The organism is Streptomyces sp. enrichment culture, from assembly GCF_964272855.1.
Lineage (GTDB): Bacteria > Actinomycetota > Actinomycetes > Streptomycetales > Streptomycetaceae > Streptomyces.
In genome coordinates, this window is sequence record NZ_OZ186847.1 from 8,864,222 (window position 1) to 8,878,811 (window position 14,590).

Genomic DNA, 14,590 nt, shown 5'->3' on the forward strand with positions numbered 1-14,590 from the left:
GCGTTGAAGGCGCCGGTGCCGGAGGTACGCCACGACCGTGCGGCCCCAGTACCTCCACCGGGGCATGCACCCCAACGCGGGCGGCGACCACACCCTCCGCCCGTGGCTGTCCGGCCCGCGACTCCCCCTGCTGACCGCTTGATTCGTCACGGGCAACGACGCATCCCGCAGGAGGAGCCACTCCGGCGGGAGCCGTCACCCGTCAGGGATGCGGCGGCGGGGGCGGCATGGTGGACAGGCCCGGCGACGGCTCGGGCCAGACCAGGAGCACCGGGCAGGGGGCGTGGTCGACCACGAAACGGCTGGCGGGGCCGAGACTGTGCGGGCCGAGGTGCGTACGGTCGCCGTCGCGGGCCAGGATCAGCAGGTCGCAGCCCTCGGCCACGGCGACGACCTCCCGCTCGACACGTCCGGTGCGCTCGGTGCGGGTACAGCGGCGTCCCAAGCGGTCGGCGGCGGACTGCAGCAACTCCTGCGCGGACGCGGTGGCGAGGCGCTCCACTTGCGTGCCGGGATCACACTCGGGGTGGCCACGGCCGAGCAGTCCGGCGAAGGCGCCGTGGGCCGCGCCGGGGCGTCGGCCGGGGTGACGTGCAGCAGGACGATGTCAGTGTCCGCCGGGGCGTGGGCGCGGGCGGCGTCCACGCAGGCGGGCCAGGTGCCCTCGACGATCCAGACGATGACGGACATGAGTCACCCTCCTCCGATGACGGCGAGCGAGACCCACAGTGCCGGCACCGCGGCGCCCAGGCTCGCGGGCACGGCGTACACGCCGAGCCGGGTGAACTCCTTCAACTCCACCTCGCCATCGTGGGCGTGGACGATACGCCGCCACAGCAGGGTGGCCAGCGAGCCCGCGTAGGTGAAGTTGGGGCCGATGTTCACCCCGAGCAGCACGGCGAGGACGGCGCCCGGCCCCGACGGGGCGGCCAGGGGCAGCAGTACCAGCACGGCGGGGAGGTTGTTGATGACGTTGGCGAGGACGGCGGCCAGCCCGGCGAGGGCGAGCAACTCGGGCAGGCCGGTGCCCTCGGGGATCAGGTGGCCCAGAGCCTCGTCGAGCCCGTTGTCGACGACCGCCCGGACCACGATCCCGAGGGCCAGCACGAAGGCGAGGAACGGCACCGAGGCCGCGCCCAGCAGCGCCCGCGGGGTGGTACGCCGCCGCAGCAGGGCCCTGACGGCGAGGGCCAGGGCACCGCCGAGGGCCGCCCATGCGCGGTCGACGCCGACCGCCGAGGTCAGCACGAACCCAGCGAGCGTGCACCCCACGGTCACCAGGGCGAACATCGGCAGCCGCGGTGGCTCGGCGACGGAGGGGGCTGCGCTCCGGCGTCCAGGTCCGAGGCGAAGAAGCGGCGGAAGACGACGTACTCGACGGCGATCGCGGCGACCCAGGGAAGTGCCATCAGCGCGGCGAACCGGGTGAAGCTGAGCCCGCTGGCCGCGAAGGCCGGCAGGTTGGTCAGGTTGGAGACGGGCAGCAGCAGGGAGGCCGTGTTCGACAGGTGGGTGTAGGCGTACACGTGCGTTTTGGGGCGAGCGCCGATCTGGGCCGCGGTGGCGAACACCACCGGCGTCAGCAGCACCACCGTGGCGTCCAGACTGAGTACCGCCGTGATCCCCGACGCCGCGACGAACACCTGTACCAGCATCCGCCGCGGCCGGCCCGCCGCCGTCCGTGCCATCCAGGCCCCGCACGCCTGGAACAGCCCTCGTCGTCGCAGAGCTGAGCCAGTACGAGTACCACCGCCAGGAAGCCGACCACCGGTCCCAGTCGTTCGACCTCGTCCACTACGTCGTCCAGCGGGATCGCCCCTGTGACGATCAGCAGCCCGGCGGCCGGCACGGCCACCACCGCCTCCGGCCAGCCGAAGGGGCGGATGACCGCGCAGGCCAGCACCAGGACGAGCAGGGCCGCGGAAAGCGTCTCCGCGAGCTGGGTGTTCAGAATCGGGTCCTTCCGTTCAGCGGCGGACGAACCGTCTCCACATCACACCAGAAGATACGCCTCACGGAAGAGGACACGTATGAGGAAGTCGCCGCCGCGCTCGGAGTGACCGCGACAGGGGCGCCTTTCACCCCGGCCGCCTCTGACACGCCCTCCCGGCGATGCCGGGGTCGCGTATCAGGCGTTGGTGCCACGAGCGCAGGTGTGGTCCTTCCGGCTCCGCTTGCGCAGCGTCTCGCGCGGGCCGCTGCCCGGCTGAAATCGTCGGCAACCTTTCGCGCTTCCCGCGGTCACTCAGGGGTGCCCCATCGGCTCGATCTTGCGAACGGACAGGAAATGACCACACCGAGGCAGGCCGCCCGGCAGCGCAGACACAGAAGCAGACGCAGGCTCATGCGCGGCGCCATATCGGCGCTGATCTCCGCGGGCGTTCTCGCCTACCTGGTCATGGCGTCGCCCCACGACCGCGACACCGATCCGGGGACTGCCGCGTCCACACCCCCAGCCGCCACCCAGGTGAGAGCCACCGCCGCCGACGGGACAGGCACCCCGACGGCGACGCCGAGCCCGACCGCCTCCCCCACCCCGACGAGTGCCGCGACCCCCACGTCAGCGCGACCGTCCCCCACCGACACCCCGGGGCCACGGCAAGAACTCGCCACCCCCTCGCGGGCAGGCCGGCTTCAGCCAGACACCACCTACCGGGGCGTCGCCACCGCGTACGAGGCCGGGGACGGAGATGGCGCCTGCCTGTTCGGCCCGAGCCCCGACCTCATGATCGCCGCTATGAACACCACCGACTACGAGACGTCCAAGGCGTGCGGCGCATACGTGCTCGTCCGAGCGGTCAACGGCAGATCCATCACGGTACGGATAACCAACGAATGCCCCCTGCCCTGCGCACCCGGGCAACTCGACCTCAGCCGGCAGGCATTCGCCGAACTCGCCGACCCCAAGGTCGGCCGGATCCCCATCACTTGGAGCCTGGTGAGCCCCAGCACCTCGGTCACGCTCTCCGTCCGCTACAAGACAGGCTCCAGCCCCCACTGGTGCGCCCTCCAGGCGGTCGACCATCGCAATCCGCTCGCCGGGCTGGAAGTCCGCACACCAGGCGGCTGGCGGCAGCTGTCCCGGACCACCTACAACTACTTCGTCTCCGCAGACGGCAGCGGGTGCGGCGGCACGATCAGGCTCACCGACATCTACGGCGAACAGCTGACCATCGACGGAATACCCCTTCGGCCGAACGTCGTGCAATCCACGCGGGTCCAGTTCGCCCGACACTGATCTCGCCGTCCAAGGCCGCCGGACCGGACGTTCACGGTGCCAAGGGGCGGGAGGGCGACCGAGTCGGCGCCGGCATCCTTGGTCAGCCGGGCGTCAGACCGGGTCCCCGTACTGGATGCCACGCCCGTTGGTGGAGATGTGCACCCGCCTGTACACACGCGGGTCTCCGGTGATGGTCTGCCCGGCCCGGACAGCCCGGTCCACTTCTGGTTGCCGCCGCCGTTGCACGTCCCGATCTGCACCGCCGTGCCGTTGGCCGTACCACCCCGGGCCCAACCCGGCCGTCGACGGAGTGGAGCCGGGTTCGTCCTGGCTCCACTCCATGGTGCGGCGTGTCACTGGAACTGTGCGAAGAACCTCCAGATCTCTGCTTTGGTCCAAGTGGTGACGCCGCTTTCGCCGGAGGAGCCGTCGACCGGACCGGGTATGTGGCCTCCGTCGAACGCGGCCCACTGGACCGGGTATCCGGCACGGCAGCCCGAGTAGGTGGTGGTGATGTGCGTTCGGCTGCCCGGCGCGGGCTCACGCGGACTCTGGGGGGTGCAGCCGTTGTTGCTGACGAACTTGTCCCGCAGGGAGCGTCCTTGCGCGATGCCGAGGACGGAGTCGCTGATGCCGTGGATTCCGAAGTAGGCGATGGGCTGAGTGCCCCCGCCGCACCCGCTGATCTGAGCGCCGGAGATGACCGCGACGGCTCGGAAGACGTTTGCCCGGCTGCACGCGAGCGCGTAGCTCATACCACCGCCCCAGCTGAATCCCGTGGCGAAACGCTGTGCCGGGTTGACACAGAGGCCGCCCTCGATGTGCCGGATCATGTCGTCGACGAACGTGATGTCCTCACCGCCGGAATTGGCCCAGCCGTTGCCGAGGCCCTGGGGGGCGACGAGGATCGCGCTGTTGTTCGACTGTTCCTGTTGGCCGTAGTAGGCCCAGGCGCTCCCGCTCGTGCCGCCCGAGGCGACGTCGGCGGCGGTTCCGCCCCGCCAGTGGAAAGCGAAGACCAGCCGGTAGGGGTGGCTGTTGTCGTAGTTGGCGGGAACCCTGAGGATGAAGCTGCGGCTCTTGCCGCCGCTCTGGATCGTGTGCGTACCGCTCGCCAGAGTCGGGGCGCTGCCGCATCCGCCGCCACCGGACGACAGCTTGATCATCTGCCATTGCTGGTTGGCGCCGCCCCAGTCGGTGTACTGGACGACGTTGCCGCCGTCGGCGGTGGAGGCGCCCTGAACCTCCACCGCCTTGCCGCTGGTGCGGTTGATCAGCCGGACGTGGCCCGCGTCGGAGTCGGCCAGGCGGAACTGCTGGTTGGCCCCGTTGCGGTCGGACCACTGCTGGATCGCGGCGCCGTCCGCCGTCGAGGCACCGGCCACGTCGAGAACCTTGCCCGAATGGCGGGCCTTGAGGCGGTAGAAGCCGTCGCCGGAGTCCAGGAACTGCCACTGCTGGTTGGCTCCGTCGTGGCGCGTCCACTGGCTGACCCGCGCGCCGTCGGCGGTGGACGTGCCGGAGACGTCCAGTGCCTTGCCGCTGTTGCGATTGACCAGGACGTACCAGGCATTGGTGTCCACCGTCGCCGCCTCGGCGGGCGCGGGCTTCACCACGGCGAGCATGCCGATCGCGAGGGTCGTCCCCACCACGGCGGCGACCCGGGACCACCAGCGATGTCTGCGTGGAGGGGCGGGAGAAGCCGCACGGTAGGTCTTCATCGATTCACCCTCTCGTTTGAGGCGGGCCCCATCAGCTGCGGGTCCAGCGTTGGTTGCTGCCGTTCGAGCAGGAGTAGAGCTGGATCAGGGTGCCGTTGGCGGTGCCGCCCGCGACGGCGTCGAGGCAGAGGCCGGACTGGACGCCGACAATGGATCCGTCGGAGTTGAGACGCCATTTCTGGTTGTCGCCGCCCCAGCAGCCGTAGATCTGGACCTTGGTGCCGTTGCCGGTGCCGGCGGCGTCCAGGCACTTGTTGCCGTAGACCCTGAGCTCGCCGGCGGCGGTGTGCGTCCACTGCTGATTGGTGCCGCTGTGGCAGTCCCACAGCTGGAGCTGGGTGCCGTCGGTGGTGCTGCTGCTGGGCACGTCCAGGCAGCGGCCCGAGGCGACGCCCTTGATCTGTCCGCCGTCCGTGGGAGGCGGGGTGGTGGAGCCCCCGTTGAGGGCGTTGAGGACGGCGGTGTACGCGGGCTTCTTGCTCCCGTCGCCGTTGAACAGCAGCGGCGTGTCACCGGACCGCCAGGAGTCCGTGTCGCGCACGCCCCAGACGGTGATGCCGAGGCAGCGCGAGACGGCCAGACAGTCGTTGACCACGTTGGCGTAGGTCGTGGGCGAGGCGCCCTGGATGTCGAGTTCGGTGATGGCCACGTCGACGCCGAGGGCGGCGAAGTTCTGCAGGGTGGTGCGGAAGTTGCTGTTGTAGGGGCTGCCGCTGTTGAAGTGCGACTGGAAGCCGACACAGTCGATCGGCACGCCGCGCTGCTTGAAGTCGCGGACCATGGCGTACATGGCCTGGGTCTTGGCCCAGGTCCAGTTCTCCACGTTGTAGTCGTTGTAGCAGAGCTTGGCGGACGGGTCGGCGGCGCGCGCGGTGCGGAAGGCGACCTCGATCCAGTCGTTGCCGGTGCGTTGCAGGTTGGAGTCGCGGCGGGCCCCCGTGCTGCCGTCGGCGAAGGCCTCGTTCACGACGTCCCACTGGGCGATCTTGCCCTTGTAATGGGCCATCACGCCGTTGATGTGGTCGATCATCGCCTGGCGCAGCGCGCTGCCGCTGAGGCTCTGCATCCAGCCGGGCTGCTGGGAGTGCCAGGCCAGGGTGTGGCCGCGCACCTGCTTGCCGTTCTGCACCGCCCAGTTGTAGACGCGGTCGGCGGCGGTGAAGTTGAACTGGCCCCGCTGCGGTTCGGTGGCGTCGATCTTCATCTCGTTCTCGGCCGTCACCGAGTTGAACTCACGGTTCGCAATCGTCGTGTACGCCGAATCGCTCAGCCTGCCCGAGGCGATGGCGGTGCCGAAGTAGCGGCCGCTCTGCGCCGCCGCGGCGCCGAGCGTGGTCTCGGCGGCTTGTGCGGTCGGCGGCGCGACCAGTGCGGAGACCGTACCGAGGACGCCGACGACCAGCGCCAGCAGCAGGCCGCGGATCCTCCGGCGAATCACGGATCTGGGAAGGGCGTACGAGCCCATGGCTGTGCCTCCAAGGTAGGCATCACGGAAGGACTGAAGCGCAGGGGAATGCGTCGTGCGCTCCCGTTTCGCTCCCGCTCGGCAGACGGATGCGCTGGTGGGAACCTCACCGGGACGAAACGGGGTGACGCATGTGCTTTGGGGCGCGGATCTGCCGTGCAGCACCGATTGCTCAGGGGCGACGCGGTTCGATATCTCGAACTGTGGCCGGTTCCTCAGACAGGGAGATTGAAGTATTGACGACGGATCGTCAATACTCCCGACAGGAGAACTTTCGGCTTACCGCCCGAAAGTTCCAAAGCCCCTGGATGAAGTGCACGGACGCCACTTGCTCGGCTTCTCGCCCCTCCATGCCTCAGGAAGGAGGCGCTGTTTGTGGCCAGATCGACGCCGGGCCTTGACCAGGGGGCGCCGCATTTCTAACTTGTGGCGTCAAAGTATCCGGGAATTCTTCGGAAGTTTCGAAGCGGGAGAGTCCCACCCCCACCTCCGCGCCCCCAAAGGAGGCCCCCTCATGCGGTTCCGCCGCCCCTCCCCGATCCGTCTGAGACGCTTACTCGCCGTCCTCGCGCCCTTGCTGCTCGTGGCCACCTTCCTCGGTGCCCAGCCCGCCGGCGCGGCGACCGTAGACCCCAACGCCTCGTACGTGCTGGTCAACCGCAACAGCGGCAAGGCCCTGGATGTCCACAACCTGGCGACCGACGACGGCGCCCGCATCACCCAGTGGACCAGGAACGATCAGGCCCAGCAGCAGTGGCAGTTCGTCGATTCCGGGGGCGGCTACTACCGCATCAAGTCCCGGCACTCGAGCAAGGTGCTGGATGTCCACAACTGGTCCACCGCGAACGGTGCCTCGATCGTCCAGTGGGCCGACCTGAACGGCACAAACCAGCAGTGGCGGCTGGCCGACAGCTCGGACGGCTACGTCAGACTGATCTCACGCCACAGCAGCAAGGCCCTTGAGGTGCAAGGCGCCTCCACCGCCGACAACGCGAACATCGTCCAGTACGACGACTGGGGCGGCGCCAACCAGCAGTGGCAGCTCGTCAAGGTCGGCGGCGACGCCCCTGGCCCGTGCGAGCTTCCGTCGACCTACCGCTGGACATCGACGGGCGCACTGGCGCAGCCCAAGCCCGGGTGGGTCTCGCTCAAGGACTTCACCGTCGCCCCCTACAACGGCAGGCAACTCGTCTACGCGACGACGCACGACACGGGGACGAGCTGGGGTTCGATGAACTTCGGCCTGTTCACCAATTGGCCGGAGATGGCCTCGGCCAGCCAGAACACGATGTCGGCTTCCACCGTCGCGCCCACGCTCTTCTACTTCGCGCCGAAGAACATCTGGGTGCTCGCCTACCAGTGGGGCCGGACCGCCTTCTCCTACCGGACGTCGAGCGACCCCACCAACCCGAACGGCTGGTCATCCGAGCAGGTGCTCTTCTCCGGAAGCATCTCCGGCTCCGGAACAGGACCCATCGACCAGACGCTGATCGGTGACGGGACGAACATGTACCTCTTCTTCGCCGGTGACAACGGCAAGATCTACCGGGCCAGCACGCCGATCGGGAACTTCCCGGGCAGCTTCGGCACGACTTCGACAGTGGTCATGAGTGATACGACGAACAACCTGTTCGAAGCCCCGCAGGTCTACAAGCTCCAGGGCCAGAACCGTTACCTCATGATCGTCGAGGCGATCGGCTCCCAGGGCCGCTACTTCCGCTCGTTCACGGCCACCAGTCTGAGCGGCTCATGGACACCCCAGGCAGCGACCGAGAGCAATCCCTTCGCAGGCAAGGCCAACAGTGGCGCCACCTGGACCAACGACATCAGCCACGGCGAACTGATCCGCACCAGCCCCGATCAGACCATGACCGTCGATCCCTGCAATCTGCAGTTGCTCTACCAGGGGCGCAACCCCAACTCCGGCGGCGACTACGGCCTCCTGCCCTACCGTCCGGGCCTGCTGACACTACAGCGCTGACGGCGCGACACGAGTCCGGCCCCGGTACGGGGCCGGCGTGGCGGGCTCGGCGGTAGGCCGAGCCCGCCCAGGTCAGGCAACGTCGGCGCTTGTACGGCGACGGAGCACGATGTGTGCGCGGGCCGGTGCGGGAGGCGGCTTCCCACGCCACCGGCACGGCGCCGGTACGGCCGTGCTCAACCCGGCGCTCACCGCCGCCGCGGCCGACCGCTTCGACAACGACGCCGCCGGCCGCGCGGCCACACTCATCACGGCCAGACAGTCGCTCACCGCGCTCCTCCGGCGCCGCTCGTGGCGCTGCCGGCCCTGTGGTGGGGCTGGCGGGGCGACCTTTGGGCGATCGCCGCGCTCTCGTCCCTGCTGGCGCTGTACTTCCTGCTGCGCGGCCGTCAGCGGCGGGCGCCCGAAACGGCGGCGGAGGCCACCGAGGGCACCGACGAGGCCGCGTCGCGGCCCGGCTACCTGGAGTCCTTCCGGCTTCTGGGGGTGCTGCCGGGCGTGGTTCCGCTGGCTGTCAGGTATGGGAAACACCCGCGCCACGGCGTCGCAGGAACCACCACGCACCGCCGACGAGCAGGAGGACAGCGGTACCGATTCCCACGGACACGGCAGCGGACACGCCGTCGTCTCCGTCCGTACCGTCCGCCGCGGGCTGCGCCGACGGTGTCGCCACCGCGGAAGTCGGCTCCTGCGGAGCGGCGGACGCCGACTGCGTGGCTGCCCGTCATGCCGCTGCACCCCCAGACAGGCAGCTGACCCCCCACGCAGCCGCTTCACCGTTACCGGCCCCGGGGCCGCCCTCACGGTCCCGGGGCCGCGCCGTGCCCGCATGCCCACGTCCAACCGCCTCCTACCGCAACCTCCGCCCCCGTCCCGCCCCCGGCCGGCCGGAGGGCGGTTGCGGTCGGTCAGGCACTGGCAGTGGTAGGGCTCGGTCGGCAGCCACTGGGTGGGGTACCCGGATGCCTCGGCCCTGGTGCACGCCGGCAACTTCAGGAGCCTGTGCGTGATGGTGGACATGTGCTGACACCACCGATCGAGCCGATGCTGGCGCAGGCCCGAGACACCCTGCCGCGCCCTGGCGAGGTACCGGATGCGATCTGGCAGCAGAAGACAGACGGCTACCGGTGCCTTGCGTTCCTCCGTGCGGGCACGGTGTTGCTCCAGTCCCGGCGTGGCGCGCTTCTATTGCCCGCGTTCCCGGAGTTCGCCGAGGCCGCCGCGGACGTCGACGCGGACCTGGTGCTTGACGGGGAGCTGGTCGCATTCCACGACGGCCGCCTGGACTTCGCGGCGCTTCAGCAGCGGGCCCGGCGGCGCGGCATGGGTGCTGCCAAGGCCGCCCGCGAGGCGCCCGCCCATTTCATCGCTTTTGACCTGTTGGAGGCCGGCGGGGAGGTCCTGTTCTCTCGCCCTTGCCGAGAGTGCTTGGCGCGCCTGGAGGAAGTGTTCTCCTCCGGTGTCCTCAGGCCGCCCTGGGTACTGGTGGCAAGCACGGACGACCGGGCGATCGCCGAGGAGTGGCTGGCCCCGGAGTGGGGCCGCGTCGGTGTCGAAGGCGTCGTTGTCAAGTCGGGCACCGGCACGTACCGCCCCGGGCAGCGCGGCAGCTGGCTGAAGGTCCGTGCGCATGACACGGCCGAGGGCATCATCGCCGGCGTTACCGGCAATCCGCGTGCGCCCCACGGCCTGCTCCTGGGCCGCTACGACGCCTCGGGGCGGCTGCGCTTCGTCGGCCGCACCACGCCTCTGTCCGCCGCCGCCCGGCGTGAGCTGGGGGCCGTCCTCACCCCGGCTGGCCCCGAGCATCCGTGGACGGGAGTGCGGATCAGCGCTGGATGGGACACCGGGGAGGACCTTCGGTACAGCACCGTCCAGCCCAACGTCGTCGCCGAGGTGCGCGCCGACACAGCAGTGGACCGCGGCCGGCACCGGCACCCGGTGCGCTACCTACGTATGCGCCCCGACCTGTCTCCCACTCCTGCTCTTCGCGCCAAGGCCGACGGGCTGACGGGCCCCGCTTCGTCACATTACGGTCGTAACGTTTCCTGGCTCTTGCGGAGACCGTCCGCCGTGGGCTCCCGCTTGGTCTCGCCTGAATGTGGGTCGGGGTACGGCGGCGGAGTGTCCGGATCGTGTCGCGGCGGGGTGAACCCGACTTCGGCGCGGAGCCCGGAGCGGTGAAGACGACCTGTGGGCGCTGTGCCAGCTCGAACTGCCGCGAGTGTTTTCCCACCCCGCCCCCGCTAGACGCTCTCTGCACGACGTGCGGCCGTGGCGCGCCGCCGCCGCCGTCGGTGCAGTCTCGTTCGTCGCGCACTTCACCGTTGCCGCGCGCGGCCGCCGACGAGTGAGCCGCCCGGCAACGATCACGTCCAGCTTCTGCTGCCGTACAGCAACAGCCCCTCCCTCGCCGGCCGCTGGCTCGACACTGCCCGCGTGGACAAGCTCATCGACCTCTTGGTCAACGCGAGGGTAGCCTTCTTCGCCTGGCGACTGGCCAACCTCTCCCGCGGCCGCGCCGACCGCGAAGGAGAGAAGGCCACCCTGAGGGCCCAAGCCGACGCCCTGACCGTGGCGGTCATCGACCTCCGGCACGCGGCGGCCACCAACCGCATCCTTCGTTCAGGATTCCGATCCGCACCCGCTGGCCCGCACCCCACCCCGTCACACGCAGGGCAACGGTCCCCGCAGCTCAAAAGCAACTGCATTGGCCTTCGCCGGCCCCCGGGCCCCCGCTGCCCCGTGAGATTGATCTTGCTGAGGACCTCGACACCGCCACCGACGACCTGTCCGCGCTCCTCGCCGTGGGACGGCGGGACATGCTCTTTGGCGCGGTCATGACCCTCACCGTGTCTTGATGCGGCCTACGATCTGCCGGACGTGCCTCCTACGCTCAAGGCTCACGGCAAACCAGTGTGCAATCACCTGGTCACATAGGGGGCGTTTCCTTGTTGAGACCGTCTTTACGTGCTGCACTGCTGACGACCGCGATCGTCGCTTCCTGCCTATCGGTCGCAAGCCCCGTCACCGCCTCACCCGCAGGCCCCGATGCCTGTCACGACCACGACTGGTCCTCTTGGGACGGCACCACCGTAAGGACCACTCGCTCCTCTACAGCACTGCGCACCTACGGCCCATACGCCGACTGCACCCCGTCCGTTTCCATGCCGGCCAACACCCCGTTCACGTACGACTGCTACGTCGTGAACGACCTCGGCAACACTTGGACCCACGGCACCGCCTACTACAGCGGCCGGAACTGGCAAGGCTGGATCTACGACGGCAACCTACCGGACGGAGGAAGCCAGGTGCCCTGCTGAGGGCCCTGCGGCCCGACGGGGCCTTCGCCGTGTAGCAGGGGCCCTGCCGGGCCCCTGCAGGCGGGCAGCCAGCCGGGCCATCCGAGGCGCCCGATACTCGTGTCGGGAACACCGAGGACGGCCGCCAGCAGCGACTGATTTTTCCTCGCAAGTCGTTGTCGCGCCAGCGGCGGAAGAACCGGTACGCGGTCCGCCACTTGGGGAAGTCGGCGGGCAGGCCGGCCCAGCGCACACCCTCGGCGACCGGATAGCGCACCGCATCGATCAGCTGGCGGTGGCAATAGCCCTCCGGACGGCCCCCTTGTCCGTTCAGCCAGGCCGGGACGGGCAGCAGTGGCCGCACGATCGCCCACTCCGCGTCGGTGAGGTCGGAGCCGTAGCGACGGCTCCGGTCCGGCTGGTCGGCGGCATTCCCGAGCCAGCGTGCGAGGCAATCGCACGACATGCCGGAACTGGACGCTGACGGAGCAAGCACGCCACAGTGGGACACCAGGGCCTCCTGATGCTTCGATGACTCGACATCACCGAACTGTGCAGGAGGCCCTACCCTTACGCGCCAGCTGCGGAGCGATCACCCGAACGAGGCTGATGCGCGGAAGTTCGAGCAGCAGCCGTATCCCTCGGTTTGTAAATCGCTTCTTACCCGAGGAGCGACTGCGTCCCGATGACGTTCAGGAGCGCCAGCCGGTCGGCGTCCTCGGTGCCGGGCTGGGCGGAGTAGACCATGATCCGCAGGTCGCTGCCGGTGATGCTGAGGATGTCGCAGTCCAGGGTCAGCGCGCCGACAATGGGGTGGTCGACGGTCTTGCGGGCGGCCTGGTGCTCGCCGACCGCGCCCGACTCCCACAGCGTCTCGAAGTGGGCGCTGCGGCGGCGCAGTTCGGCGATGAGGGCCTTGAGGTTTGCGTCGTCGGGGTAGCGGGCGGCGGTGCGGCGCAGGTCGGCGACGAGGGAGGCCTGCAGGGCGCCCCTGGATTCGGGCGTCTGGCGCACGCGGCTGTCGGGGTTGAGGAAGTTGCGCCAGACGCCGTTGAGGTCGTCGCCCTGCCATTCGCCCATGAGAGCCGTGTAGAGGGGGTTGGCGAGCAGTTGGTTCCAGGCGGCGTCGAAGACGGCGACGGGTGTGCCGGCCAGGCGGTCCAGCATGCGGTGGACGCCGGGGGTGATGTGCCGCGGGACCATGCCGGGCCCGGGCGGCGCGAGGCCGGCCAGGCGGAACAGGTGGGCGCGTTCTTCCTGGGTGAGCCGCAGGGCGCGGGCCAGGGCTTCTACGATCTGGGGTGAGGGGCTGGTGGCGCGTCCCTGTTCCAGCCGGATGATGTAGTCGGCGGAGATGCCGGCCAGCTGGGACAGTTCCTCGCGGCGCAGCCCGGCGGCACGCCGGCGACCCCCGCCGGGCAGGCCGACGGCCTGGGGCGGGACGTGATCGCGCCAGTGGCGCAGGGCCGCGCCGAGTTCTGTGGTCGCCATACCGTCGATTGTGGCAAATGAGTCGATGACCAGCCTGGTACTGCCATTCCCAGGAAAACCGGTCTACTGGCTGGTCGCACGGCCCTCGCCGACCGTGGAGGCATGACACGAGCACGATTCCCTGAACGACCCGTCGTAGGGTTCATCGGGCTGGGTGACCAGGGCCTGCCCATGGCCACCGCGATCTCCGAAGCCGGCTTCCCCCTGCACGCCTGGGCCCGGCGCCCACCTCCCTGGACGGCCTCGCCGAGGTCCCCCACCAGCGGCACGACTGGCTCAGTGAGCTGGCCGCCGCCTGCGACATCGTCTGCTTGTGCGTGGGCACCGACGACGACGTCCTGCAGCTTGCCGATCAGCTACTCGAAGACCTTCGCCCCGGCGCCGTCGTGGTCAACCATGGCACCGGCCTGCCCGGCAACGCCGTCCGCCTGACCGAGCTGTGCGCTAAGGGCGGGGTCGAGGTGCTGGACGCGCCGGTCAGCGGCGGCCGCCCGGCCGCGCAGGAGCGCCGGCTGACCGTGGCGGTCGGCGGTCCGCAGTCCGCAGTCCGCAGTCCGCAGCCGAACGCTGCACGCCGGTGTTCCGCTCGTTGTCCCGCCATGTGGTGCACCTCGGTGACGCCGGGGCGGGTCAGACGGCAAAGCTGTTCAACAACGCGCTGCTGATGATGAACCAGGCCGCGATCGCCGAGATCGTCGAACTGGCCACCCGGCTGGAGCTGGAACCCGCCCGGCTGGTGGAGGTCCTGAAGCTGGGCAGCGCCGCCAGCGCGGCCCTGTCCCTGCTGAACACCATGGTGCGGCCCGACAACGTCGACCACCTCTCCGCCGTCGAAGCCCTCGACATGCAGCTGTTCGACCGGGCCATGCGCCAGGCCGGAATCGACTACACCCCGGTCACCGAGCGCGGCCTGGCCGGCGCACACGGGCTCACGCAGCTCGTACACCGCCTGAGTGCCTGAACCACGACCGCCTTCACTTCGCACAAGGAGGGCCCCTATGTCGGCCGATGACGTGACGCAGCTGGTGCTGCGCGAACGCCAGAGCCGGGACCGCGGCTGGCACACCGAGATGGCGGCCTGCTTCGCCGACGACTCCATGGTCCAGATGAGCTGGTTTACCGGCAGCGGAGCGAGTTCGCCCGCAGACCCGCGCTATGGCCGGGCGCGGCGACTACGCCGTGCACCGGCTCAGTCCACCCGCCGTCCGCATCGACGGCGACCTGGCGCATCGACGTCCACGGCACGGAGGCGGATCTGGCCTCCGCCTGCCGCTCGCAGTACCGAGCCCACCGCGGCACCGATGGCCGGTGGCGCATCGCCCGGATCACCTCGATCTACGAGAAGGACACCCTCGTCCCCGTTCTGCCGGGCGCCCGGCTCACCGTCGACCCGGACGAGCTGGCCCGCTA

Annotated in this window: 9 protein-coding genes and 4 pseudogenes; 6 read left to right on the forward strand and 7 right to left on the reverse strand. The window is 69.8% G+C overall.

Annotation, left to right across the window (positions count from 1 at the left end; translation table 11 throughout):
- Nucleotides 1–202 precede the first annotated feature (202 nt).
- Nucleotides 203–690, reverse strand: a pseudogene (locus tag ACSU6L_RS39860) (universal stress protein).
- 3 nt (nt 691–693) lie between these two features.
- Nucleotides 694–1,951: pseudogene (locus ACSU6L_RS39865) on the reverse strand (SLC13 family permease).
- Nucleotides 1,952–2,287: 336 nt separating this feature from the next.
- Between ACSU6L_RS39865 and ACSU6L_RS39870 the strand changes: the two are divergent.
- Nucleotides 2,288–3,238: an expansin EXLX1 family cellulose-binding protein gene (locus tag ACSU6L_RS39870; protein WP_437064525.1), complete on the forward strand. Its 951-nt coding sequence runs from the start codon at nt 2,288–2,290 to the stop codon at nt 3,236–3,238.
- A gap of 104 nt (nt 3,239–3,342) precedes the next feature.
- On the opposite strand, the pseudogene ACSU6L_RS39875 reads toward ACSU6L_RS39870, so the two are convergent.
- The 3 genes and pseudogenes from ACSU6L_RS39875 to ACSU6L_RS39885 all read right to left on the reverse strand — a co-directional run.
- Nucleotides 3,343–3,510: pseudogene (locus tag ACSU6L_RS39875) on the reverse strand (non-reducing end alpha-L-arabinofuranosidase family hydrolase); the annotation flags it as partial.
- 63 nt (nt 3,511–3,573) lie between these two features.
- Nucleotides 3,574–4,941 carry an RICIN domain-containing protein gene (locus tag ACSU6L_RS39880; protein WP_437064526.1) on the reverse strand — a complete coding sequence of 456 codons (1,368 nt, stop codon included), beginning with the start codon at nt 4,939–4,941 and terminating at the stop codon, nt 3,574–3,576.
- A 31-nt stretch (nt 4,942–4,972) separates the two neighbouring features.
- Nucleotides 4,973–6,406, reverse strand: coding sequence for an endo-1,4-beta-xylanase (locus ACSU6L_RS39885; RefSeq protein WP_437064527.1), 1,434 nt, complete (start codon nt 6,404–6,406; stop codon nt 4,973–4,975).
- Between the two features lie 514 nt (nt 6,407–6,920).
- On the opposite strand from ACSU6L_RS39885, the gene ACSU6L_RS39890 reads away from it, so the two are divergent.
- The 3 genes from ACSU6L_RS39890 to ACSU6L_RS39900 all read left to right on the forward strand — a co-directional run bounded on the left by ACSU6L_RS39890 (nt 6,921) and on the right by ACSU6L_RS39900 (nt 11,710).
- A complete protein-coding gene (locus tag ACSU6L_RS39890) occupies nt 6,921–8,387 on the forward strand; it encodes a non-reducing end alpha-L-arabinofuranosidase family hydrolase (RefSeq protein WP_437064528.1) in 1,467 nt (488 codons plus the stop codon).
- Between the two features lie 1,020 nt (nt 8,388–9,407).
- Entirely contained in the window at nt 9,408–10,571 is a 1,164-nt protein-coding gene (locus ACSU6L_RS39895) for an ATP-dependent DNA ligase (protein ID WP_437064529.1), read from the forward strand.
- A gap of 983 nt (nt 10,572–11,554) precedes the next feature.
- Nucleotides 11,555–11,710, forward strand: coding sequence for a hypothetical protein (locus tag ACSU6L_RS39900; protein WP_437065262.1), 156 nt, complete (start codon nt 11,555–11,557; stop codon nt 11,708–11,710).
- A 160-nt stretch (nt 11,711–11,870) separates the two neighbouring features.
- Here the strand turns inward: ACSU6L_RS39900 and ACSU6L_RS39905 are convergent.
- A pseudogene (locus ACSU6L_RS39905) lies at nt 11,871–12,155 on the reverse strand (transposase); the annotation flags it as partial.
- A 194-nt stretch (nt 12,156–12,349) separates the two neighbouring features.
- Complete coding sequence (locus ACSU6L_RS39910; protein WP_437064530.1) at nt 12,350–13,180, reverse strand: helix-turn-helix transcriptional regulator; 831 nt, start codon at nt 13,178–13,180, stop codon at nt 12,350–12,352.
- A 317-nt stretch (nt 13,181–13,497) separates the two neighbouring features.
- Here ACSU6L_RS39910 and ACSU6L_RS39915 point away from each other — a divergent pair, with 317 nt between their 5' ends.
- Nucleotides 13,498–13,845, forward strand: a complete 348-nt coding sequence (locus ACSU6L_RS39915; protein ID WP_437064531.1) for an NAD(P)-binding domain-containing protein — start codon at nt 13,498–13,500, stop codon at nt 13,843–13,845.
- Nucleotides 13,785–14,141, forward strand: coding sequence for an NAD-binding protein (locus tag ACSU6L_RS39920; protein WP_437064532.1), 357 nt, complete (start codon nt 13,785–13,787; stop codon nt 14,139–14,141). The genes ACSU6L_RS39915 and ACSU6L_RS39920 overlap by 61 nt, the downstream gene beginning before the upstream one ends.
- The last annotated feature ends 449 nt before the right edge of the window (nt 14,142–14,590 follow it).